Here is a 21,538-nt window from a genome sequence, read left to right as displayed (position 1 = left end):
CGCGGAGCAGGCTCCGCCGACCATCTGACTTAGAGAGAAAGAGCATCTGGTATGCAGGTCCATAAGTACGACGTCGTTATTGTCGGTGCCGGCGGCGCCGGCATGCGCGCCGCGATCGAATCCGGCCAGCGCGCACGCACCGCAGTACTGACCAAGCTCTACCCCACCCGTTCCCACACTGGCGCAGCCCAGGGCGGCATGTGCGCAGCCCTGGCCAACGTCGAAGAGGACAACTGGGAGTGGCACACGTTCGACACCATCAAGGGTGGCGACTACCTGGTTGACCAGGACGCGGCCGAGGTCATGGCGAAGGAAGCCATCGACGCCGTGCTGGACCTGGAAAAGATGGGCTTGCCGTTCAACCGCACGCCCGAAGGCCGCATTGACCAGCGCCGATTCGGTGGCCACACCCGTGACCACGGCAAGGCTCCGGTCCGCCGCGCCTGCTACGCAGCAGACCGCACGGGCCACATGATCCTGCAGACGCTGTACCAAAATTGCGTCAAGCACAACGTTGAGTTCTACAACGAGTACTACGTCCTGGACCTGCTGCTCGTCGAAGAAGACGCAGTGCGCGAGGACGGCACGCCGTACAAGCAGAAGCGCGTTGCCGGCGTGGTCTCCTACGACCTCGCTTCGGGCGAACTGCACGTCTTCCAGGCCAAGTCCGTGGTCTTCGCCTCCGGCGGCGCGGGCAAGGTCTTCAAGACCACCTCCAACGCCCACACCCTGACCGGTGACGGCATGGGCATCGCATTCCGCCGCGGTATCCCGCTGGAAGACATGGAGTTCTTCCAGTTCCACCCGACCGGCCTTGCAGGCCTGGGCATCCTCCTCACCGAAGGTGCACGCGGAGAGGGCGCTATCCTCCGTAACTCGGAGGGTGAACGCTTCATGGAGCGCTACGCCCCCACCATCAAGGACCTCGCGCCCCGTGACATCGTGGCCCGCGCCATGGCCAACGAAGTCCGTGAGGGCCGTGGTTGTGGTCCGAACAAGGACTACGTCCTCCTGGACCTGACCCACCTCGAGCCCGCGCACATCGAGGCCAAGCTGCCGGACATCACCGAGTTCGCCCGCACCTACTTGGGTGTGGAACCGTTCACGGAGCCGGTTCCGGTGTTCCCGACGGCGCACTACGCCATGGGCGGCATCCCCACGAACATCACCACGGAGGTGCTGCAGGACAACGACACGATCGTTCCCGGCCTGTACGCCGCCGGCGAGGTCGCCTGCGTTTCGGTGCACGGCTCCAACCGCCTCGGCACCAACTCGCTCCTCGACATCAACGTCTTCGGAAAGCGCGCCGGCGTGGCTGCTGCGGAATACTCCAAGACTGCGGACTTCGTCGAACTCCCGGAAGATCCCGAGGCACACACCCGCACTATGCTGTCCGGGCTGCTGGACGGCAACGGGACCGAGCGTGTGGCGCAGATCCGCAAGGAACTGCAGGAAACCATGGACACCAACATGCAGGTGTTCCGCACCAAGGAATCCCTGGACCAGGTCCTCAGCGACATCGCCGGGTTCGAGGAGCGCTACAAGAACGTGGTTGTCCAGGACAAGGGCAAGCGCTTCAACCTGGATCTGCTGGAGGCCGTTGAACTCGGCTTCCTCCTCGACATGGCGAAGGTCATGACGGTCGGTGCGCTGCACCGTGAAGAGTCCCGCGGCGGCCACTACCGCGAGGACTTCCCGGACCGCGACGACGAGAAATTCATGAAGCACTCCATGGCTTACAAGGACATCTCGGTCACCACCGAATCGTCAGCCGAATCCGTAGCGGGCATCCGTCTCGAGACCAAGCCCGTTGTCTTTACCCGTTACGAGCCAATGGAGCGTAAGTACTAATGACGACCGAAATGGCTGAGCCGGCCTCCAAGATCGAGCTTCCCGCAGGTATCGGTGGAGGCGGGGAGATCCCCACCTTCAACATCACGCTGCGCGTGCGCCGCTACAACCCTGAGGTCTCGGAAGAGCCCGTATGGCAGGACCACCAGCTGACGATGTACGGCACCGACCGCGTGCTGGACGCCCTGCACAAGGTCAAGTGGGAGATCGACGGTTCGCTGTCCTTCCGCCGCTCCTGTGCCCACGGCATTTGCGGCTCCGATGCCATGCGCATCAACGGCCGCAACCGCCTCGCCTGCAAGACCTTGCTGAAGGACCTGGACACGTCCAAGCCCATCACTGTTGAGCCGATCAAGGGCCTTCCTGTGGAGAAGGACCTGATCGTGGACATGGAGCCGTTCTTCCAGTCCTTCCGCGAGGTCATGCCGTTCCTGATCAACAAGGGCCACGAGCCCACCAAGGAGCGACTGCAGTCGGTTGAGGACCGTGAGCGCTTCGACGACACCACCAAGTGCATCCTGTGTGCCGCCTGCACGTCGTCCTGCCCCGTGTTCTGGACGGACGGCCAGTACTTCGGCCCCGCAGCCATCGTCAACGCGCACCGCTTCATCTTCGATTCCCGCGACGATGCCGGCGACATGCGCTTGGAGATCCTCAACGACAAGGAAGGCGTGTGGCGCTGCCGCACCACCTTCAACTGCTCGGAGGCTTGCCCGCGCGGCATCCAGGTGACCCAGGCCATCGCCGAAGTCAAGCAGGCCATCCTGGCACGCAAGATCTAGTTTCTGAACCTAAAGTACGACGACGGCGCCGCCCCTTAACAGGGCCCACCAACGCAAGGTTCCCTGCCCGTGGAGCCACCCCGGCGAGGGTCCCAGCCTGAGCTTGCGAAGGCCGGGAGCCGGTGTGGACTTGCGAGGGTAGGGAGTGTTGGGGGATTCGGCGCCGTCGTCGTTTAAAGTGGAAGGCAACACATGACAACGTCCGTTAAAGTCACCTTCGAGGGCACCACCGGGGACATGCTTTCGGGGTTGCTGGACCTGCCTGACGGCCCGGTGCGCGGCTGGGGTGTGTTCTCCCACGGTTTCACCCTGGGGAAGGACAGTCCTGCCGCTGCGCGCATCTGCAAGGGCCTGGCAGCGGCCGGCGTAGGCATGCTCCGCTTCGACAATCTCGGGCTGGGCGGCTCGGGCGGAGAATGGTCGCAGGGATCATTCACGCACAAGGTGGCCGACACCGTACGAGCCGCCGAATTCATGCGGTCCGAAGGCAAGACGATCACCCTGCTCGTGGGACATTCCTTCGGCGGTGCTGCGGTCCTCGCGGCGGCACGCGATATCCCGGATCTCCGCGCAGTGGCGACGGTCGGCGCGCCGTTCTCGCCCAAGCACGTGGAGCACGTCTTCGATTCGGCGATGGACAAGATCCTCAGCGAAGGAAGCGCCGAGGTGGACCTGGGCGGCAAGCGCGTCGAGATCCGCCGCCACTTCGTGGAGGACCTCCAGAACGCGGACCTCAGCGATTGCATCCGGACGCTGCACAAGCCGCTCATGGTTCTTCACTCCCCCACCGACAACACGGTAGGGATCGACAACGCCAGCACCATTTTCCAGACGGCGCGGCACCCACGTAGCTTCGTATCCCTCGAAGGCAGCGACCATCTCCTGACCGGCAAGGGACAGGCCGCTCGGGTGGCGAAAATCATCTCTGCGTGGGCAGACCAGTACCTCGGCGACTAGCAAGAGGAACCTCGCCCTTGGGGCTCTCGCTGCGCCTCAGGAGTCTTTTGCGTGGAACGTGCGCGGCGAAGGGTGTCGTGATCCGAGGGCAGGTTTGGGGTGCCCTTGTGCGCCCGTGTCCGCTTCCCTGATGGCCGCCCACGCGCCGGATACCAAATAGACCTGGCTGACCAGGTTGAACCAAATGAGAAGCCCGATGATGATGGCGAATGAGGCCAGAATGGGATTCCGTCCGGCATTCGCCAGCAGCTCGGTGCTGAAGATCTGGAGGATGGTGGTCCCGACTCCGGCGAGCACCGTTCCTTCCAGGAACGCTCGGCGGCGAAGCTTCAGGCGGCCCGCGAAGCGGAACATGATCACCGCCGTCGCCCAGTTGAGGACCAGTGGAACAGCCGTACGGACGAGCCAGGTAACGGGGCCGGCCACCGCGTCAGCCAAGCCGAGCCGTTCGATGATCCATCCGGCGGCTGTCCCGAATACGAGCGAAACACCGGCGCTGACCACCAGGGCCGCGCCGAGCAGCAGGAGGGTACCGGCGTCGCGGGCCTTCATCAGGAGCGGGTTCTCTTGGACGGGGTCCAGTCCGATAACCCCGCGAAGTCCCTCCCGAATCCCGGCGATCCAGCCGAGCGCGGTAAACACCGTGACGACGGCGGCTATGGCAGCCGTCCAGCCAAGGCCTGTGGGATTCAGGAGATCATGCGGATCTACCAGGCCGTTGCCTCCGTTCGTTTTCAGGAGTCCAGGGGCCGCCGTGGCGACGCTCGAGACAATTGAATCAACCAGTTGGGGCTGTCCGTTGAGGACCAGGCCGGTCACGGCGAATCCCGTTGCCAGCAAGCCCGTTATGGAGAAGAACATCGTGAAGCCTATGCCGGCGCTCAACAACGGACCATGGCGCAGGTTGTAGAGGTTAAACGCGCGCATGGGCCGGAAGTTGCTGAGCCGGGCGAGGGCCAGGTTGATGAAGGCCGGTATTGTGGCGCCTCTATTGCCCGAGCGCCGGGCTTTACCCCATTCGACTTGCCGGTGAATGAGCTGCAGCCTTAGCTGCGCTCCTTCAGTCGGTAGCGGGGGCCTCTCCGCCTGTTGCCGATCGTTGTGCTGTGCTTTCCCGTGATTGGTCTGCGTCGCCGCCAAAGTCGAGCTCTTCCCGTAGCTGCCAGATGCCGTTGTCGTCGTGCTCGTAGAGTCCCATGCTAACCACAGGGAAGGTGGCGGTGTAGTTCTTGAGCACCGTTTCGGCCTCGTCCAGGCTTTCGGGGGCGACGTCGTGGGCAACTGTCACGTGCGGGTGGTAGGGGAAAGGAAGATCGCGTTCCAGCGGGCCGGTCTGCAGTTGTTCGTGCAGGCCCACGCACTCCTCGAAACCGTCTTCTACCTTCAGGAACACCACCGGGGATACCGGACGGAAGGAGCCCGTGCCGGAAATCGTGATCTTGAATGGTGCCTGGCGACGTGCGACGTCGCGAACATGCTCGCGAGTGGCTTCCCAGTCCTGGGCAGGCGTGGTGGTCACGAGGGTGATGTGGGCCGGGATCACTTCCGCCATGGGATCACCGAAGGAAGCACGCCATTGCTGCAGTTCCCGGGCGACATCCTGGGGGAACCCCAGGATGACCCCCACGCACAGGCTCTCCCCGCACGCACTGGCAGGCTGGCGTGCAGCCGTGTCCAGGCGGGCATCAGTGGCCTGGCCGGCTCCCCTTGAAAGGGAGCCGGCCTGGACGCTGAGCTTGCCAGCTGCGCACATGGCTTTAGCGGATTCCTTGTGCTCCGCCGTAAGGCAGGAAGCCCACCTTGGCGTAGACGTCGGCGAGCGTGGCCGAGGCGATCTCGCGGGCTTTGTCCGCCCCGTGGGCCAGGAGCCGGTCGAGTTCGGCCGGATCGGCCAGCAACTCGTTGGCGCGGTCCCGGATTGGACCGAGGTGGGCTGCAACGAGTTCAGCGAGATCGACCTTTAGGTGGCCGTACATCTTGCCTTCGTAGTCCGCGACGATCTTCTCCACCGGCTGGCCGCTGATGGACGAGTAGATGCTCAGCAGGTTGGACACCCCGGGCTTGGCTTCGCGGTCGAAGCGGATTTCCGTCTCGGTGTCCGTGACTGCCGACTTGATGCGTTTGGCCGTGATCTTCGGGTCATCGAGCAGGTTGATCAGGCCGGCCGGCGACTCCGCGGACTTGGACATCTTTGCCGTGGGGTTCTGGAGATCGTAGATCTTGGCCGTTTCCTTCTGGATGAAGGCCTGCGGTACCTGGAACGTCTCGCCGTAGCGGCTGTTGAAACGCTGGGCGAGGTCGCGGCTGAGTTCAATGTGCTGCCGCTGGTCTTCACCTACGGGCACCCCGTGTGGCTGATACAGCAGAATGTCGGCTGCCTGCAGGATCGGGTACGTGAAGAGCCCGACGCTCGCGTGGTCCGAACCGTGTTGCAGGGACTTGTCCTTGAACTGGATCATGCGCGAGGCCTCGCCGAAGCCCGTGATGCAGCCGAGGACCCACGCCAGCTGGGCGTGTTCAGGAACCTGGGACTGGACGAACAGCGTGCACTTGTTGACGTCTACGCCGCCTGCGATGTATTGCGCAGCGGTGACGCGCGTCCGGCGGGCCAGCTCAGCGGGATCCTGCGGCACCGTAATGGCATGCAGGTCCGGGATGAAGAAGATGGCGTCGTACTCGTCCTGCATGCGGACCCAGTTGACCAGGGCACCAAGGTAGTTGCCCAGGTGGAGGGAGTCAGCGGAGGGCTGCATGCCGGAGAGCACACGGTGCTTGGCCCCGGCGGCCAGTTTGGTGGATGTTGCCTTGGCTGCGGCTGCAGCGGGTTCAGTCGTGGTGGAACTGGTCATGAGGAAACTTTCGAAAGCCTAGAGCTGGTAGTCGACTACCAGCGGTGCGTGGTCGGAAAAACGGGTGTCCCACGACGGCGCCCGGTCAACGACGGCCGAAAGTGCGGCTGCCGCGAGTCCAGGAGTGGCCATGTGGTAGTCGATGCGCCAGCCTGTGTCAGTGTCAAAGGCCTTACCGCGCTGGGACCACCAGGTGTAGGGGCCATCGACATTTCCTGCCAGGCCCCTGTGGACATCCCTCCATCCGATCTCGTCGCCGAAGAAGCGGTCGAAGTACGCGCGCTCCTCAGGAAGGAACCCGGCACGCTTGGTGTTGCCCTTCCAATTCTTGATGTCGAGCTCGGTGTGGCCCACGTTGAGGTCGCCGACCACCAGGGCATGTTCGCTGTGCTTGGCAAGTTCAGGAAGCCTTGTGGTCATGACGTCCAGGAAGCGGTACTTGTCCACCTGCTTGGGTGTGTCCGCTTCGCCCGAGTGCACATAGGCGCTGACGACCGTCAGGGTAGTGTCCTTGCCGCCGCCGTCCCGAACAACGTAGTCCGCCTCGACCCAGCGACCAGTGGTGGCGAAATAGTCGTCGCCGATACCCACGCGGGTGGCCACGGGTTCCTGCCGGGAGGCAATCGCGACGCCGGCGCGGCCCTTTGCCTCGGCTTCGGCGTGGAGGATGTGCCAGCCTTCGCCGATGAGCTGGTGGACCACCTCATCGGGCGCGCGGACTTCCTGCAGACACAGGATGTCGACGTCGCGCGGTTCCAGCCACTCCGCCATGCCCTTCTTGTAGGCGGCACGAATGCCGTTGACGTTGACCGTTGCGATGCGAAGGAAGTCCTTCTTCAATGCCGAGCTCACCCCGCCTACTCTAGTCGATGATGGTGCCCGAGACGGGCTCGTCGCCGCCGGAGGACTTGATCATGTCCCGGGCATTGCTTGATGTGATGGCGATGGTTTCCAAGGCGCGGTTGATGGTGTCCTGGTCGGCGGCGTCGCCCTTGGCGCGCTCGTCCTCCACCACGCGTACCTGCACCTGGACAATCTTGAAAGAGTGGTCCAGTTTGAGGTCCCGCATTTCGTCAGCTTCGCTCCGTTCCGAGACCACCCGGGTGCCACCGTGGTCGGCGCTCGACGACGACGGCGCCCGGCCGGTTGCCGCGTTGAAGGCGTTCTGCGCTTCGGTGAGTTTTTCACCGGCCCGCTTGGCGGCCTTCTGGATGCTGAAGACCACGAAAGCGGCGAGCGCGAGCCAGCCGAAGGAGACAACGGCAACGATCCAACCGACGACGTCGTTATGGTTGGCGGCGAAGATCACGGCCACCAGGAAAGCGATGAGCACCACCGTCATGCCCAGTCCACCGATGCGGAAGCCTTTGAAAGGGCTCCTGGCGGAAGCGGACGAGGGAACAGATGACGGGGAGTCGCCGAGGGATCGCATGCACCCATTGTCGCAAACTCCGCACGGCGAACTGCCCGCTTCCACCCCCGGCGAACAGCCCGTGCCGCTATTTCAGGAAGAGCTTGCGCAACCTTCCGGTAGTGAGCGTGATGCCGAGGGCGATCATCACGAGGTAGTAGGCGATATGGACTGCCGTGGCCGGGCTGAAGGAACCAATGCTGATCTGCCGCAGGAGTTCCACGCCATGCCAGAGCGGCATCGCTTGGATGAGCCACTGGATGTATTGCGGATAGACGCTCAACGGGTAGAAGGTAGCGCTGAAAAGAAACATGGGCAGCATGAAGAAGTTGATCCAGTCCATCTGTTGGAAAGTCTTCATGAAGCTGGTGATGCCCATGCCGAAACTCGCGAAGCCAAAAGCGATCAGCACTGAGGCGGGGATGACCAGGACCGCCCATGGCGTGGTGATGAGTCCCATGACGGCCATGACGGCCGTGAACCCCGTGGCGTACAGGAGTCCGCGCAACAGGGCCAGGAAGATCTCCCCGATGGCTACGTCCAATGGTCCGAGCGAGGTGTAGAGCATTCCCTGGTACAGCTTGGCGAAGTTCATCTTGAAGAAGACATTCCACGTGGAGTCATAGACGGCGCCGTTCATGGCGGACACGGCTAGGAGCGCGGGCGCGATGTAGGCCGCATAACTGATTTCCTGGCCGCCCGGTCCCGCCACGGTACCCACAATCGGGCCGAGTCCCACGCCCATCGAAATCAGGTAAAGCACCGGCTCGAAGAACCCGGAAACCAGGATCAACCACGTGCTGCTTTTCGCTGCCATGAGGCCCCGCGACACCACAGCAAGCGCGTTGCGTGAGTACAGCGGGCCGAAGGTACGTTCACGGGCGGCGTCGGTGGCGCTGTGCGGTCCTGTCTGGCCTTCGGCCAGGGCGCTCATGCCCCCATCCTCCGGGCGAACTGGCGCCGCGTGAGCGTCCAACCTGCAGCGGCGGCGCCCACGAGGAACAGGACGTGGGTCAGGGTCAACAAGGGATTCTCCTCGAGTCCATAGGTGAAGACGCGGCCCAGTTGCGTTCCGTGCCACACCGGGGAGATCCAACCGATCCAGCGCACCGCGAGCGGCAGCGAATCCAGTGGGAAGAACGTGCCCGAAAACAGGAACAGGGGTACCACGATGAATCGCTGCACCAACGCGAACTGGCCGGAGTCTTTGGTGATGGTCGAGGCGTAGGCCATGAGCGGCAGCCCGAAGGAGAGCCCGGCCACCGTGGCAACAATCGCCGACACCCAGCCCCACGGACTCGGCGAGGCACCGAACATGGCCACGATGGCGAAGTAGACCAGCGATTGCACGAGGAACTTCAAGGCACTTGCCATGATGTGGCCCGCGGCGATCTGCTGCGGCACCAGCGGGGAGGCGTGCGGGCCATAGAACACGCGGCGCCATTTGAAGCCGTCCATGATCGGGTAGGAAAAGTCCCCCGACGCTGTCATGACCGCGGATGAAACCAACAGCGCCGGCGCGATGAAGGTCAAATAGTTCACTCCACCAAACACTGCCGCGCTGTTCGCATCCACCAGGCTCGCCAACCCGATGCCCATCGCGAACAGATACGCCACCGGTTGTCCCACGCTGTACAGGAACACGGACCAGCCGTAGCCACGCATCACACGCAGGACCTGCTCGGCGTAGAAGAAAGATCCCCAGCGCTTCGCCCGGCTGGCTGAAACGGCAGGCGAGTGTGCGCTAATCAACGAGGCTCCGTCCGGTCAGCCGGAGGAAGACGTCCTCCAGCGAAGAACGCCGCACCAGCGAAGTCAGGGGACGGAGCCGGCGTGCGGAGACCTGCTCCAGCGCCGATTCGCCGTCGTCCGCGTAGATGAGCACCCGGTCCGGAAGCGTCTCGACGCGTTCGCCGACGCCCGCGAGTTCGACGCCGATAGTGGCGTTGCGTTCCGAACCGAAGCGGAGTTCCAGGACCTCCCGCGTGGAATATTCGCGGATCAGGCTGGCCGGCGAGCCTTCGGCCATGATCCGGCCCTTGTCCACCACGATCAGCCGGTCGCAAAGCTGTTCGGCCTCGTCCATGTAGTGCGTGGTGAGGATCAGGGTGACGCCTTGTTCCTTGAGCCTGAACAGCCGGTCCCACAGGATGTGCCGGGCCTGCGGGTCCAGCCCCGTGGTGGGCTCGTCCAAGAGCAGGATCTTGGGCTCGTTGATGAGAGAGCGGGCAATCGTGAGACGCCGTTTCATGCCGCCGGAGAGGGCATCAACCCTGGACTTGGCCTTGTCCGTCAGCTGGGCGAACTCGAGCAGCTCATCGGCCTTGGGGCGCAAGTAGCTCAAGGGCAGGCCGAAGTAGCGGCCGTAGACAATCAGGTTTTCGCGGACCTTCAGTTCCTCGTCCAGGTTGTCCTGCTGTGGCACCACTCCGAGGTGCGCGCGGACTTCCGGCCCGTGCGTTTCCGGGTCCAGGCCCATGATGCTCAGCTTCCCGGACGTGCGCTGGGAGACTCCGCCGATCATTTTCATGGTGGTCGATTTGCCGGCGCCGTTGGGGCCAAGCAGGCCGAAGGACTCCCCCGCCGGGACCTCGAAGGAGATACCGTCGACGGCGACAAGCTCGCCGTAGCTCTTGGTGAGGTTTTCGGCTGTGATGACTGCGGGTGGGTTCATCTGGAAGCTGGCTGACGTGGAGAAAGAGCGGGTGGCTTCATTGTGCACCCCAGCAGACTAGTAGAGCCAAGGAATACGTGAAAGAGGTATTCCGCAATTTTCTGGAGTAACCCGGGAACCACAGCGGGACATTCTGCTGGATCACTCCAAACCTCAGGCCCTGGAACCGCGTGATTCCAAGGCCTGATGGTTTATCCAGACGAATGATCCAGCAGGATCCGCCGGTTCGTCATTTCGTGGGATGTGCCCGCAGCACTTCCAGGCGTTGGCGGTACTCGGTCTCGTCGATTTCGCCCCGTGCGTAACGCTCCCTCAGCACGCTTTCAGCGCCCTGTGTTGCTGCCCAGTAGTGGTTCCGGCGCCACATCCGGCGGCCGAAAAAGATGAAGAATCCGATCACGAGGATCCAAAACAACGGGATCAGGAGGAAAAACGGCCAGAAGACGAATCCGTCCCCGGGTCCGTGAACGACGTCGGCGGGCAGCTGGGCGGCCGCGGCGCCGATGGCGGTGCTCAATGATGTCAACATGTCCAGTCCAAACTCTCAACAGGCCGTATCTCGGCTCTGGTTCCAGTCTGGTTTTTGGCCCATCGAAACACGTCGGCCACCGGGAGTCACTTGCGGCTTGCCGCCTACTCCCCCGGGAGACTGCAGGGCAGGGCTAGCTGCTCCAGCCCGGCCGCACCAAGCCGGATTCGTAGGCCAACACCACCAGTTGCGCACGATCCCGGACCAGCAGTTTGGTCATGATCCGTGAAACGTGCGTCTTCGCTGTCAACGGGGTGATGAACAGCCGCTCGGCGATCTCTGCGTTGTTCAGTCCTTCGCCTACAAGCGCCAGGACTTCCCGTTCTCGCTCGGTGATTTGCTCCAAGGGCACTATCTTCGACGCAGCCTTGCTGTGCAGGGCGAGCTGGGCCATGATGCGGCGTGTCACGGACGGCGAAAGGAGGGCGTCGCCGTCGTGCACTACCCGCACGGCGCGGATCAGTTCCTCCGGTTCGGTGTCCTTGACGAGGAAACCGGCGGCACCCGCGCGCACGGCTTCGGCGATGTATTCGTCCAGCTCGAACGTGGTGAGGATGATGATTCGGGTGTGCACGAGGCGCGGGTTGGCCAGGATTTCCCGGGTCGCGGCCAGCCCGTCGCCATCCGGCATACGTATGTCCATGAGGACGACGTCGGGAGCCTCACGCTCGGCCAGCCTGACGGCATCCCGCCCAGTACCGGCTTCCGCCACCACTTCCATGTCTGGTTCGGCGTCCAAGAGGGCCCGGAAGCCCGCCCTGATGAGGTTCTGGTCGTCCGCGAGCAGCAAGCGGATCATGGTTGGAGTCCTCCCTCGCGGGGGTTCAGCGGGAGGTTCGCTTCCACGCGCAGTCCGGGTTCCAGCGCCGTCAGCCCAAGGGTGCCGCCGAGGGCCTCGACGCGCTCCCGCATGCCCCTCAGCCCGTTCCCGGCGGGCGCTCCCCGGAGGCCTCCGCCGTCGTCGTCGATACTCACCCGCAGCGCGTTCCCCGCCAATTCCAGAAGTACGACGGCGGACGCCGCGCCGGAGTGCCGGCGGACGTTGCTCAGACCTTCCTGGACGATCCGGTAGGCGGCTTCCTGCTGTGTTGTACCAATTAGTTCAGGGCCCACGGAATTTTCGAACCGCACCTCCAAGCCGCCTCGCCGCGCGTCGTCCACGAGTTCCGGGATCCGCACCAGACTTGGCGGCGCCGCGGGACTCAGCGGGGCGTCGTCGCGCAGTACACCGAGGAGCTGACGGACTTCGGCCAACGACTCCTTGCTCGCGGCTTTGATGGCCTCCAGCGCCGGGCGGAGCTTCTCAGGATCGTTCGTGCCTAGGTGGAGCGCCACCGAGGCCTGGACGTTGATCATCGACAGCGAGTGCGCCACAACATCGTGGATATCGCGGGCGAGCGTGAGGCGGTATTCGTCCCGTTCGGCCTGTTTCGCGGCCTCCCGCCGTCGCCGGTATTCGGCCATCCGTTCGCCCCGCCGTCGGAAGCCTTCACCGATCAGGACAAGGATCGCAGCCCAGGCAACACCGGCAGAGGCCCGGACAAGCCCCGTCTCATCTCCGGCGAGGACGGCCATCAGCACGACGGCGGCGGCGGAAATCCCAGCCCCGAGCCAGGCCTGCCAGCGCAGTCCCGCGGCTGCGGTCAGGATGATCGAGAGAGCCAGGGACAGCACAATCGGGCCCCAGGCGTAACCGAGGAGCAAATAGATGGACGTGGCCGCGAGGGTGATCGGCAGCATGACGGCGGGCCGGCGGATCCGGAAAGCCAAGGCCGCGGGGCCCGCCAACAACAGGATGAAGGCGAGCGGGTCCAAGGGACGCAGGGCCACCTGGTGGCTCGCCGAAAAGACGGTCCCCAAGACTTGGATCAGGGCCACTGCGATCACGATGAAACTCGTGGGAGGACCCTGGAAACGCCGCTGCATGCTCCGAGCCTAGTCGCGGAGGGCGCCGGCGTCGTCGGGTTAACGGTGTAGGGCGCCTACTCCCGAGGGAGTAGGCGCCCTACATCGCGGTGGGGTGCAAAATCAGGCGACGCCGGAGACGCTTCCCGCTGCCACTTGGCGTTCCGCGGCTTCGACCACGTTGGTCATGAGCAGCGCCACGGTCATGGGACCCACGCCGCCGGGGTTCGGCGAAATCCAGCCGGCTACATCGGCAACGGCGGGATCGATGTCGCCGTGGACCTTGCTCTTGCCCGTCTCGGGGTCGGTTTCACGGGTGACACCGACGTCGAGCACGGCCGCGCCCGGCTTCACGTCCGCAGGCTTGACGATGTGCTTGGCACCCGCCGCGCCTACAATCACGTCCGCCTGACGCAGCAGCTCCGAGAGGTTCTTGGTGCCGGTGTGCGTCAGCGTCACGGTGGCGTTCACGGCCCGCCGGGTGAGCAGCAGGCCGATCGAGCGGCCGATCGTAACGCCGCGGCCGACCACCACAACGTGCTTGCCGGCCAGGCTGTAGCCGTTGCGCTCCAGGAGCTCGATGACGCCGCGGGGTGTGCACGGCAGCGGCGAGGTGATCTCTCCGTTGACGTTGAGCACCAGCCGGCCCAGGTTGGTCGGGTGCAGGCCATCGGCATCCTTGGCGGGGTCGATTCGCTCGAGGATGGCATCGGTGTCCAGGTGCTTGGGCAGCGGCAGTTGCACGATGTAACCGTGGCAGGCGGGGTCCGCATTGAGTTCGTCGATGAGGGCCTCAACCTGCGCCTGGGTGGCATCCGCCGGAAGCTCACGCTGGATCGAGTTCATCCCGATCTCCACAGACTGCTTGTGCTTCATGGACACGTAAAGCTGCGAGGCAGGGTCCGCACCTACGAGCACAGTGGCAATGCCCGGAGTTACGCCGCGGGCCTTCAGGGCAGCGACTCGCTCAGTCAGCTCAGATTTGATGGCGGCGGCGGCGGCCTTGCCGTCAAGGATCTTCGCGGTCTGCGCCATGGACGGGGTCACCACTGCTCGTGCTGCGGGTACAGCGGGAAATCGGCGGCGAGCTTGTCGACGCGGGCCTGCAAGGCTTCAACGTCGGCAGCGGACCCGGCCTTCAGCGCCGAAGCGATGATCTCGGCAACCTCGGTGAATTCGGTGGCACCGAAGCCGCGGGTAGCCAGGGCCGGAGTACCGATGCGCAGGCCGGAGGTGACCATCGGCGGGCGGGGGTCGAACGGAACGGCGTTGCGGTTGACGGTGATGCCCACGGAGTGCAGGAGGTCTTCGGCCTGCTGGCCGTCCAGCTGCGAGTTGCGCAGGTCCACGAGGACCAGGTGGACGTCGGTGCCGCCGGTGAGCACGGAAACACCGGCTTCAGCGACGTCGGCCTGGTTGAGGCGATCGGCGATGATCTTGGCGCCTTCGAGGACGCGCTCCTGGCGCTCCTTGAATTCCTCGCCGGCTGCGATCTTGAAAGCAACGGCCTTGGCGGCGATCACGTGCATGAGCGGGCCGCCCTGCTGGCCCGGGAATACGTTGGAGTTGAGCTTCTTAGCCCATTCCTGCTTGGCGAGGATCACGCCGGAACGGGGTCCGGCCAGCGTCTTGTGCACCGTGGAGGTCACGACGTCGGAGTGCGGCACCGGGCTCGGGTGCAGGCCTGCTGCGACGAGGCCGGCAAAGTGGGCCATGTCCGTCCAGAGAAGCGCGCCAACCTCGTCGGCGATGGAACGGAAGGCTGCAAAGTCGAGGTGGCGCGGGTAAGCGGACCAGCCGGCGATGATGACCTGCGGCTTCTCGGCAATGGCCTGTTCGCGGAGCTTGTCCATGTCCACGCGGAAGGTGTCTTCTTCAACCTGGTAGGCAGCTACGTTGTAGAGCTTTCCGGAGAAGTTGAGCTTCATGCCGTGGGTCAAGTGACCGCCGTGGGCCAGGGAAAGGCCGAGGATCTTGTCACCGGGAGTGATCATGGCGGACAGGGCTGCGGCATTGGCCTGTGCACCCGAGTGCGGCTGCACGTTGGCGTACTCAGCGCCGAAGAGCTCCTTCACCCGGTCGATGGCCAGCTGCTCGGCAATGTCGACGTATTCGCAGCCACCGTAGTAGCGGCGGCCCGGGTAGCCTTCGGCGTACTTGTTGGTCAGGACGGAGCCCTGGGCCTCCATGACGGCGCGGGGCGCAAAGTTCTCGGAAGCGATCATTTCCAGGGTGCCGCGCTGGCGGCCGAGTTCCTGTTCCAGAACCGCGGCGATCTCGGGGTCGAGCTCGGAAAGCGGCTGGTTGCTGATGGTCGCGGAGGTGATGGTGGACGTGGTCACGAAGATCTCCTGGATAGGCAACGGGTATTTCTACAGGTCAGGCTACCGGCTGGGTTTTTTCCATGCCTTTGATTACGGGGCGTGGCACAGCGACAGTAAAACGTGACCCTCGGCCCAGGCGTACGATCCGTGGTCTTCAACAATGCCGCTCCCTGGTGGTACACCACCCAACGCCAGTCGCGACGACTTAAACAGTACAACAGGTGCGCAACGGTAGGCTTTACGTGTGACTGATTCCACCCTGCCTACGTCTTTTGTTGTAACCCTGTCCTGCCCGGACCGGCCCGGAATTGTGCACGCCGTTGCTGGCGCTTTGTTGGAGGCTGGCTGCAACATCGCCGATTCCCAGCAATACGGCAGCCCCAGCACGGGAAACTTCTTCATGCGGGTGGAAGCCACAACGTCCTCGACCCAGGCTGAACTGAGTTCGGAGCTGGCCCCGGTGGCCGAAGAATTCGGCATGAAGTGGCAAATCAACCCGGTGGGCCAGAAGGTCCGTACCCTGATCCTGGGTTCAAAGGACGCGCACTGCCTCAACGATCTGCTCTTCCAGCAACGCTCCGGAACCCTCCCCATCGAGGTGCCCGCCATCGTATCCAACCACCGGGACCTCGAAGGCCTGGCGGAGTTCTACGGGATCCCCTTCCACCACATCCCGGTCACTCCGGACACCAAGCCCCAGGCCGAGGCGAAGCTGCTCGCACTCATCCATGAGCACGGCATCGAGCTGACGGTCCTGGCGCGCTACATGCAGGTCCTCTCCAACGAGCTCTGCACCGAGCTCAACGGCAAGGCCATCAACATCCACCACTCCTTCCTGCCGTCCTTCAAGGGCGCCAAGCCCTACCACCAGGCGCATGCCCGGGGCGTGAAGATCATCGGGGCCACTGCCCACTACGTCACGGCGGACCTCGACGAGGGCCCGATCATCGAGCAGGAAGTCATCCGGGTGGACCACGCCCGCACCACCGAGCAATTCGTGCAGATGGGCCGCGACGTCGAAGGCCGCACGCTCGCCCAAGCTGTGCAGTGGCACGCCGAACACCGCGTTCTGCTCGACGGCACCCGCACGGTGGTGTTCAACTAACGGCTTTCCCTGCCCCGCCCACCTACCAGCGCCCCACCCAACTAGCTCGCATTTAATGTCGTTTTGACGCCTCATAACGGCATCTACTGCTAGCTAGTTGGGTGTTCTACGCTGGGTCCATGGACGGGACCCCGAGGGCCTTCAGCGATGAAACCGACAATCACGAGGCGAACCTGGCCGTCTACTACGACCGGCAGGCCGGCATTCAGAACACCCGCGCCATGACACCACCTCGGACGGAATGCCGCGACTGGTTCATTCGTCTTCTCAAGGACGAACACAGGCACTCGCTGTTCGAACTGGGCTGCGGCACCGGCGTCGAAGGCTTGGAGTTCGTGCGGGCAGGACTGCACTACACGGGCGTCGATCTTTCCGAGGAGAGCATCCACGTCGCCCGAGCCAAGGGCCTGGACGCGAGCGTGGCCAGCGGCCGGTCCCTGCCGTTCGCCGACGCCACGTTCCCGGCTGTGTGGACCATGAGCACCCTCCTGCACGTCCCCAACGATGGAATCCACGACGTCGTCCGCGAACTCGTGCGGGTCGCCGCGCCTGGCGCGCCAATCGCCGTCGGGCTCTGGTCCGGTAACGATGAAGAAGTCCTCAACCCCGAGGACGAAGTCGAGCCGAGGCGTTTTTTCAGCCGCCGGAGCGACGACGTCGTGCGCCGCATCTTCGGTGCGCACGGCACAGTGGAGCACTTCGAGACCTGGCCCGAGGGCACGGGAGCCGAGTCCGGGCCGGGTGCGGGGAATTGGACTCAGCACTACCAGTTCCTGGTCCTCCGGACACCTTCGCTTGGGCCCACGCCGCCAGGGTTCCCTGGCCGAGCGAAGCGAGGTTAGGGAGGCGGTGGGGATTAGGCTTGCCCCATGGCTCCCATTTACACCTTCGGCGGGGATACCCCGGCCATCCATGACACCGCCTTCGTGGCACCCACGGCTTCCATCATCGGCAAGGCCACCCTCGGCGAGGACTCCAGCGCCTTCTATGGCGTGTCGGTCCGTGCCGACACTGCCGCCATCAGCGTCGGCACGGGCTCGAACCTCCAGGACAATGTGGTCCTGCATGCCGACCCCGGCTTCCCCTGCACCGTCGGCGCGCGGGTCAGCGTCGGTCACGGCGCCGTCGTCCACGGGTGCACCGTGGAGGACGACTGCCTCATCGGCATGAGCGCCACTATCCTGAACGGCGCCGTCATCGGTACCGGTTCGCTTGTGGCCGCCGGCGCCGTCGTGCTTGAGGGAACTGTCATCCCGCCGCGGTCCCTGGTTGCCGGGGTGCCCGCCAAAGTGCGCCGCGAACTGAGCGAGGAAGAGCTCGACGGCGTGAAGCGCAACGCGGCGCACTACAGGGAACTGGCGGCAGCGCACCGCGACATGCACGCGCAGGCCTAGTCCAGGCTGATCGGCCCCAGTTCGTCCAAGGGCGATTTCCAAGAGACGCAAGTCAGTTATAGAAAGGACACTGCGGACGGACAGGCTGTCAGAGCTTTCAGGGCAGACTATGCCCCGATCATCACTGTCCCTGCGCCCTGCCCGGATTCATCGTTCCACTGCCGAATTCTGGTCCCAAGAGCTGCAAGGTCTTTGTCACGGGGGCCCTTGACGAGCTCGAACAGAGATTCATCGGGGTTATCTGAGTCTCCACCCCACGCCACGACCCCAGCACACTCCGCTAACAGGCTTCTGATGGTTCGAAGCTCCGAGCCGAATAGATTGCCTCGGCTTCCGAACGGGAAAGAACCCGGCAAGATCTGAATAGCCGTGCCTGATGCCAAGTTCGTCGAAACACCCGCCGCGATCTCTGACAACGGTCGGAAGCCAACCACGTCCCCTTTACCTAGCGGCCGGACCTCATAGTTGAAGCGGCGAGCGACGTAAATCAGGATCGCTTCGGGATCTCCGGCACGGACCGACACTGATGCGGCACTTCCGGGCACAGGACGCGCCCAAACTCCTTCGTCCGTATCGGATGATTGTGCCGTTCGCCAGCCGTTGTTGCTTCGTTTCGGTTGCTTCCCTGAAGGTGCCCGAACAACATGCGTGGCTTGGGCGACGGCTGGGGATGCCGTGACGATTGCACCGCCCGCGACGACTATTGCTCCCCCCAATACAGCGCCGAGAAGGGAGCGGCGGCCGACTTTTCGACTTGGAGTCTTCACGGGATTGGACCTTTCACGACGCGAATTGGTTGACCAACGGCTTGGAAAGTCAACCGAGATTGGTCTCGGTGAGGACAAGAAAGACAAACAGGGCAATTGCTGGCAGAAGGAGTGTTCCCAACCCCGCTGACCATGACTTAAGGTTCTTGAGTTGCCTTAGCTTCAGCAGCACGACAGCATCGGCGAGAAGAAACACCACAGTGATGAGAACGAAGAAGAAAATGCAAATGCTGAGATTCGTGTCGTCCTGACCGTAGCGGGCATCCGGGTATCCGCCATTTTCCAGGATCAAGTGCGCGGCGTTCAGTGAAGCTAGTGCCAACCATGGGAAGCCCAGCAGATTCAGGAAAACGACGGCCGCAAGCGAACCGGGCTCCCCCGCGCCGGGCGATGCGGGCTGGGCTTTTGCCATGCTCACTTGTTCCTCATGAGGCCGTTGTACTTCTCAAATACCCGGTAGAGGCCTACGAGTTCTTCGCCATAGCGTTGGGCCGCTGGACCGGTTCCGTTATAGCGTGCCAGAGTCGTCTGATACTCGCTTTCGGGGTTTCCCCTGCCCAGAAGCACGTCCTGATCGACGGCTCCATGGATCAGGACCTGGGCGGCGGTTTGCACATTGAAGTTGTCGTCCTGGAGTTTCTGCCACATCGTCCACACATCGGGCTTATTATTGGGATCCATGATTGTGCCCGGCATCATTCCTTGGCTGATGCAGTAGTTTTGCGCCCGGATGGCAGTCCTCGCGAAGATTTGTCCCAGACCGGTGCTTGAATCATCGTTACCGCGCCCGAGGAGTCCTGCGTAGTAGAGCCGCACTCCCTCGTCCGCCACCGTGTCGAGGTGCGTGTACTTGCGGTACTCCCACAACAGGGGACATTGGACCAACGATTTAGGCACTCGGAACTGACCCGCAGCCTGGGTGATTTGCGCATCGAAACGAAAGATCATCTCGACCGCCTCAGTGTTAGACCGCAGCGTGGTCAGAGGCTCGCCTTCGTATTCAAGGCCCTTCTCCGGAACCCCGATCGACTCAAGATATGACTTGATGTCGGCCATCAATGCCCCTTGTAGCTGAGCATCAAGGAGGACGTCCACCACCTGAGTTTCCTTCGGCGGATTGAATGAATTCTGTCCCGCATCGCGTCCCGACGCGATGTTTTTGTCGATTTCGATGCTTCCGGCGCCCGTCCCGACAGTGATGGTTGATATCTGGTCGAAGGCCCAATCTTCCGGCAGCGGATATCCTAGGTTGCCCGAGAATCCGGTGGACATGTCACACACAAAACTGGCTATTGAAAGCCCCTCGCCGGCCACACGGGAACACACGTTACGAGGACCATAGATACCGATCTTGTAGCCTGCGGCGTTGAAGTCCATCGTGGACTTGATCCCGCGGAAGTGAGGGATGATGTTCTCTGTAACTTCATAGTCGAGGGCGTCGAAATCAACGGCGAAGTAAACGGTCGTGCCGGGCTTGAACCCGTAGAAGCGGAGTCTTTCGATGGCTGCCAGTGCATCTGCTTGCCCCTGTCCGGAATTGAAGTATGACGCCGCACCACCCCAGGTTTGGTAGATGGGGAAGATGCACATACCGCTCGACTGGATGGCCGCGAGTTCTCCTTGTTCGATCTGTTTGTTCCAAGTAGAGCGGGGGGCATTAGACAGGTAACGGCCAACGATCTGATATCCCGCCGCCATCAGAGCCGAAGCCCGTGCCGGAGTGATCGTGGTGATGCAGTCGGCAGCGGTTCCTCTCCGGGTGACATCGCCGGTGGAAACCAAAAGCGACGCCCATGTTTGAAAGTCGCCTTTTCCCGTGACGGGCAATTTGGCGAAGCCTTGAAAATCGGACACCAGTGCAGACAATTGAGCGGTAAACACATCCGCAAACGCGGTTCTGGCACGTTTATTGAAGATCATAGCTGCGCTAAACAGCCGAACCCAGATTCCCGTAGAGCCAACTGTCAACGTGTTATTGCGAATCCCTGATTGTGTACCTGGTCCAAAGAATCCGTTGGCCACATTGTCGCTCATGCCGATCTGGTACTGAATGGCAAACATAAGCGCCTTCTGCACATTCCGCGAGAAGAAACCGTCGCAGGGGACGATGAAGAATTCACGACGCCCGATGTACGCTGCATTCAGCCATTGTTGGGCCGAACGGACAGCACCGTCTCCGCCTGGCAGCAGAACGTATGGATCCATCGTCAGAAGGGCCTTGAACACTTTCGGTGTGATGCCATCGCCAGGGAAGGCCGCTTGGACTCCCATGTCCAGTTTCAGCTTTCGGACGGCGTCCTTGACCCGCTGATTGTAGATTCCGTCGATTTCTCCGCCATCGTAACCCTTGCAATACAGAGCCGATTGGATGATCTTATTTATGCGCCCAGCGCCAGGAGTGGCCCCGTCGATATTTGGCATTTTGGATTGAAGAGTCGCCAACGTCGTTGGGCCAAAGCTGTCCGACAGCGCGGTGATACCAAGCTCGAATTGCAGCGCCCGGGTCAGAGCGAACATGACCGCCCAGCTCGTTCGCCCATTCTCCTCCACTTTTGGAATGCCTGCGGAGTTGTAGGTGTTGATGAATTTCTGCGCACGGATCACCATTACGTCTGCCATTATTCCCCCAAATTGGCTTTATTTTCGTAAAGGGTCGTAGCTAATAGCCGCCGCCATCAAACATTGGTGGAGCCGGTTCTAGAACCGCCATCGACAGCAAGTCGGCGCCATGATGAGTCCACCCCCCGGCTAACGTTCACAAACGGATTAGGCGGCCAATTTTGATGATTATGTAAATAATAGCTCACTATCTTTTATCCGGTCAAGCCGACTCTTGGCCGATGCCTGCAGGCGTGGATGTCCGGGATACAGGCCTGGGCGTGTTCAGCGGAAGAGCAACGCCAAACAATGGCTGTGGACCGTGTTCAGCTCACGAACCGAACTGGTCCACGCAGGCGCGCAACCCACTAAAATGCGAGGCCCGCTCTGCG

21 protein-coding genes are annotated in these 21,538 nt (G+C 62.9%); 6 read left to right on the top strand and 15 right to left on the bottom strand.

Translation table 11 applies throughout. The features are described from left to right. Nucleotides 1-51 precede the first annotated feature (51 nt). From sdhA to ACFVTG_RS08435, 3 genes are all read left to right on the top strand, one after another. A complete protein-coding gene (gene sdhA / locus ACFVTG_RS08445) occupies nt 52-1,851 on the top strand; it encodes a succinate dehydrogenase flavoprotein subunit (protein ID WP_284751913.1) in 1,800 nt (599 codons plus the stop codon). Further along, nucleotides 1,851-2,633: a succinate dehydrogenase iron-sulfur subunit gene (locus ACFVTG_RS08440; RefSeq protein ID WP_284751912.1), complete on the top strand. Its 783-nt coding sequence runs from the start codon at nt 1,851-1,853 to the stop codon at nt 2,631-2,633. The genes sdhA and ACFVTG_RS08440 overlap by 1 nt, the downstream gene beginning before the upstream one ends. Before the next feature lie 192 nt (nt 2,634-2,825). After that, nucleotides 2,826-3,590 (top strand): alpha/beta hydrolase family protein, encoded by a 765-nt coding sequence (locus ACFVTG_RS08435; RefSeq protein ID WP_390279554.1) that lies wholly within the window; start codon nt 2,826-2,828, stop codon nt 3,588-3,590. Nucleotides 3,591-3,626: 36 nt separating this feature from the next. On the opposite strand, the gene ACFVTG_RS08430 is transcribed toward ACFVTG_RS08435, so the two are convergent. The 13 genes from ACFVTG_RS08430 to glyA all read right to left on the bottom strand — a co-directional run bounded on the left by ACFVTG_RS08430 (nt 3,627) and on the right by glyA (nt 15,300). Next, nucleotides 3,627-4,517, bottom strand: coding sequence for a YihY/virulence factor BrkB family protein (locus ACFVTG_RS08430; protein WP_284751910.1), 891 nt, complete (start codon nt 4,515-4,517; stop codon nt 3,627-3,629). Between the two features lie 133 nt (nt 4,518-4,650). Continuing rightward, complete coding sequence (locus ACFVTG_RS08425; protein ID WP_390279552.1) at nt 4,651-5,343, bottom strand: 2'-5' RNA ligase family protein; 693 nt, start codon at nt 5,341-5,343, stop codon at nt 4,651-4,653. Between the two features lie 4 nt (nt 5,344-5,347). Then, nucleotides 5,348-6,439: a tryptophan--tRNA ligase gene (gene trpS / locus ACFVTG_RS08420; protein ID WP_241709461.1), complete on the bottom strand. Its 1,092-nt coding sequence runs from the start codon at nt 6,437-6,439 to the stop codon at nt 5,348-5,350. An 18-nt stretch (nt 6,440-6,457) separates the two neighbouring features. Next, complete coding sequence (locus ACFVTG_RS08415; protein WP_284751908.1) at nt 6,458-7,291, bottom strand: exodeoxyribonuclease III; 834 nt, start codon at nt 7,289-7,291, stop codon at nt 6,458-6,460. Nucleotides 7,292-7,301: 10 nt separating this feature from the next. After that, nucleotides 7,302-7,871 (bottom strand): hypothetical protein, encoded by a 570-nt coding sequence (locus ACFVTG_RS08410; protein ID WP_284751907.1) that lies wholly within the window; start codon nt 7,869-7,871, stop codon nt 7,302-7,304. Nucleotides 7,872-7,938: 67 nt separating this feature from the next. Continuing rightward, the gene (locus tag ACFVTG_RS08405; protein ID WP_390279549.1) at nt 7,939-8,784 is read right to left on the bottom strand and encodes an ABC transporter permease; all 846 of its coding nucleotides are present in this window, start codon (nt 8,782-8,784) and stop codon (nt 7,939-7,941) included. After that, the gene (locus ACFVTG_RS08400) at nt 8,781-9,602 is read right to left on the bottom strand and encodes an ABC transporter permease (RefSeq protein ID WP_284751905.1); all 822 of its coding nucleotides are present in this window, start codon (nt 9,600-9,602) and stop codon (nt 8,781-8,783) included. The genes ACFVTG_RS08405 and ACFVTG_RS08400 overlap by 4 nt, the downstream gene beginning before the upstream one ends. Beyond that, a complete protein-coding gene (locus ACFVTG_RS08395; protein WP_284751920.1) occupies nt 9,595-10,524 on the bottom strand; it encodes an ABC transporter ATP-binding protein in 930 nt (309 codons plus the stop codon). Before ACFVTG_RS08395 ends, ACFVTG_RS08400 begins: the two co-directional genes overlap by 8 nt. Before the next feature lie 229 nt (nt 10,525-10,753). Next, entirely contained in the window at nt 10,754-11,053 is a 300-nt protein-coding gene (locus tag ACFVTG_RS08390; protein WP_390279547.1) for an SHOCT domain-containing protein, read from the bottom strand. 133 nt (nt 11,054-11,186) lie between these two features. Further along, on the bottom strand, nt 11,187-11,852 hold the full coding sequence (locus ACFVTG_RS08385) for a response regulator (RefSeq protein ID WP_390279545.1): 666 nt from the start codon (nt 11,850-11,852) through the stop codon (nt 11,187-11,189). Then, nucleotides 11,849-12,979, bottom strand: a complete 1,131-nt coding sequence (locus ACFVTG_RS08380; protein ID WP_390279543.1) for a sensor histidine kinase — start codon at nt 12,977-12,979, stop codon at nt 11,849-11,851. Before ACFVTG_RS08380 ends, ACFVTG_RS08385 begins: the two co-directional genes overlap by 4 nt. A gap of 102 nt (nt 12,980-13,081) precedes the next feature. After that, entirely contained in the window at nt 13,082-13,993 is a 912-nt protein-coding gene (locus ACFVTG_RS08375; protein WP_390279541.1) for a bifunctional methylenetetrahydrofolate dehydrogenase/methenyltetrahydrofolate cyclohydrolase, read from the bottom strand. Between the two features lie 8 nt (nt 13,994-14,001). Further along, the gene (gene glyA / locus ACFVTG_RS08370; protein WP_284751900.1) at nt 14,002-15,300 is read right to left on the bottom strand and encodes a serine hydroxymethyltransferase; all 1,299 of its coding nucleotides are present in this window, start codon (nt 15,298-15,300) and stop codon (nt 14,002-14,004) included. Nucleotides 15,301-15,526: 226 nt separating this feature from the next. Between glyA and purU the strand changes: the two genes are divergently transcribed. From purU to ACFVTG_RS08355, 3 genes are all read left to right on the top strand, one after another. Then, entirely contained in the window at nt 15,527-16,387 is an 861-nt protein-coding gene (gene purU / locus ACFVTG_RS08365; RefSeq protein ID WP_390279539.1) for a formyltetrahydrofolate deformylase, read from the top strand. Nucleotides 16,388-16,506: 119 nt separating this feature from the next. Beyond that, nucleotides 16,507-17,229 (top strand): class I SAM-dependent methyltransferase, encoded by a 723-nt coding sequence (locus ACFVTG_RS08360; protein ID WP_390279537.1) that lies wholly within the window; start codon nt 16,507-16,509, stop codon nt 17,227-17,229. 27 nt (nt 17,230-17,256) lie between these two features. Further along, nucleotides 17,257-17,781, top strand: coding sequence for a gamma carbonic anhydrase family protein (locus tag ACFVTG_RS08355; RefSeq protein WP_390279535.1), 525 nt, complete (start codon nt 17,257-17,259; stop codon nt 17,779-17,781). 816 nt (nt 17,782-18,597) lie between these two features. On the opposite strand, the gene ACFVTG_RS08350 is transcribed toward ACFVTG_RS08355, so the two are convergent. Then, nucleotides 18,598-18,960 carry a hypothetical protein gene (locus tag ACFVTG_RS08350; protein ID WP_390279533.1) on the bottom strand — a complete coding sequence of 121 codons (363 nt, stop codon included), beginning with the start codon at nt 18,958-18,960 and terminating at the stop codon, nt 18,598-18,600. A 2-nt stretch (nt 18,961-18,962) separates the two neighbouring features. After that, nucleotides 18,963-21,155: a glycoside hydrolase domain-containing protein gene (locus ACFVTG_RS08345; RefSeq protein WP_390279531.1), complete on the bottom strand. Its 2,193-nt coding sequence runs from the start codon at nt 21,153-21,155 to the stop codon at nt 18,963-18,965. Nucleotides 21,156-21,538: the final 383 nt, after the last annotated feature.

This window comes from Arthrobacter sp. NPDC058127, from assembly GCF_042884555.1.
In the GTDB taxonomy this organism is placed as follows: domain Bacteria; phylum Actinomycetota; class Actinomycetes; order Actinomycetales; family Micrococcaceae; genus Arthrobacter.
The sequence above is the reverse complement of the archived record's forward strand: the minus strand, read 5'-3'. Positions and strand labels throughout refer to the sequence as shown.

Coding starts and splice junctions, on each gene's coding strand:
- sdhA (WP_284751913.1), top strand. CDS start 52: ATGCAGGTCCATAAGTACGACGTCGTTATTGTCGGTGCCGGCGGCGCC.
- ACFVTG_RS08440 (WP_284751912.1), top strand. CDS start 1,851: ATGACGACCGAAATGGCTGAGCCGGCCTCCAAGATCGAGCTTCCCGCA.
- ACFVTG_RS08435 (WP_390279554.1), top strand. CDS start 2,826: ATGACAACGTCCGTTAAAGTCACCTTCGAGGGCACCACCGGGGACATG.
- ACFVTG_RS08430 (WP_284751910.1), bottom strand. CDS start 4,517: ATGCGCGCGTTTAACCTCTACAACCTGCGCCATGGTCCGTTGTTGAGC.
- ACFVTG_RS08425 (WP_390279552.1), bottom strand. CDS start 5,343: ATGTGCGCAGCTGGCAAGCTCAGCGTCCAGGCCGGCTCCCTTTCAAGG.
- trpS (WP_241709461.1), bottom strand. CDS start 6,439: ATGACCAGTTCCACCACGACTGAACCCGCTGCAGCCGCAGCCAAGGCA.
- ACFVTG_RS08410 (WP_284751907.1), bottom strand. CDS start 7,871: ATGCGATCCCTCGGCGACTCCCCGTCATCTGTTCCCTCGTCCGCTTCC.
- ACFVTG_RS08405 (WP_390279549.1), bottom strand. CDS start 8,784: ATGAGCGCCCTGGCCGAAGGCCAGACAGGACCGCACAGCGCCACCGAC.
- ACFVTG_RS08395 (WP_284751920.1), bottom strand. CDS start 10,524: ATGAACCCACCCGCAGTCATCACAGCCGAAAACCTCACCAAGAGCTAC.
- ACFVTG_RS08390 (WP_390279547.1), bottom strand. CDS start 11,053: ATGTTGACATCATTGAGCACCGCCATCGGCGCCGCGGCCGCCCAGCTG.
- ACFVTG_RS08385 (WP_390279545.1), bottom strand. CDS start 11,852: ATGATCCGCTTGCTGCTCGCGGACGACCAGAACCTCATCAGGGCGGGC.
- ACFVTG_RS08380 (WP_390279543.1), bottom strand. CDS start 12,979: ATGCAGCGGCGTTTCCAGGGTCCTCCCACGAGTTTCATCGTGATCGCA.
- ACFVTG_RS08375 (WP_390279541.1), bottom strand. CDS start 13,993: ATGGCGCAGACCGCGAAGATCCTTGACGGCAAGGCCGCCGCCGCCGCC.
- ACFVTG_RS08360 (WP_390279537.1), top strand. CDS start 16,507: ATGGACGGGACCCCGAGGGCCTTCAGCGATGAAACCGACAATCACGAG.
- ACFVTG_RS08355 (WP_390279535.1), top strand. CDS start 17,257: ATGGCTCCCATTTACACCTTCGGCGGGGATACCCCGGCCATCCATGAC.
- ACFVTG_RS08350 (WP_390279533.1), bottom strand. CDS start 18,960: ATGGCAAAAGCCCAGCCCGCATCGCCCGGCGCGGGGGAGCCCGGTTCG.
- ACFVTG_RS08345 (WP_390279531.1), bottom strand. CDS start 21,155: ATGGTGATCCGTGCGCAGAAATTCATCAACACCTACAACTCCGCAGGC.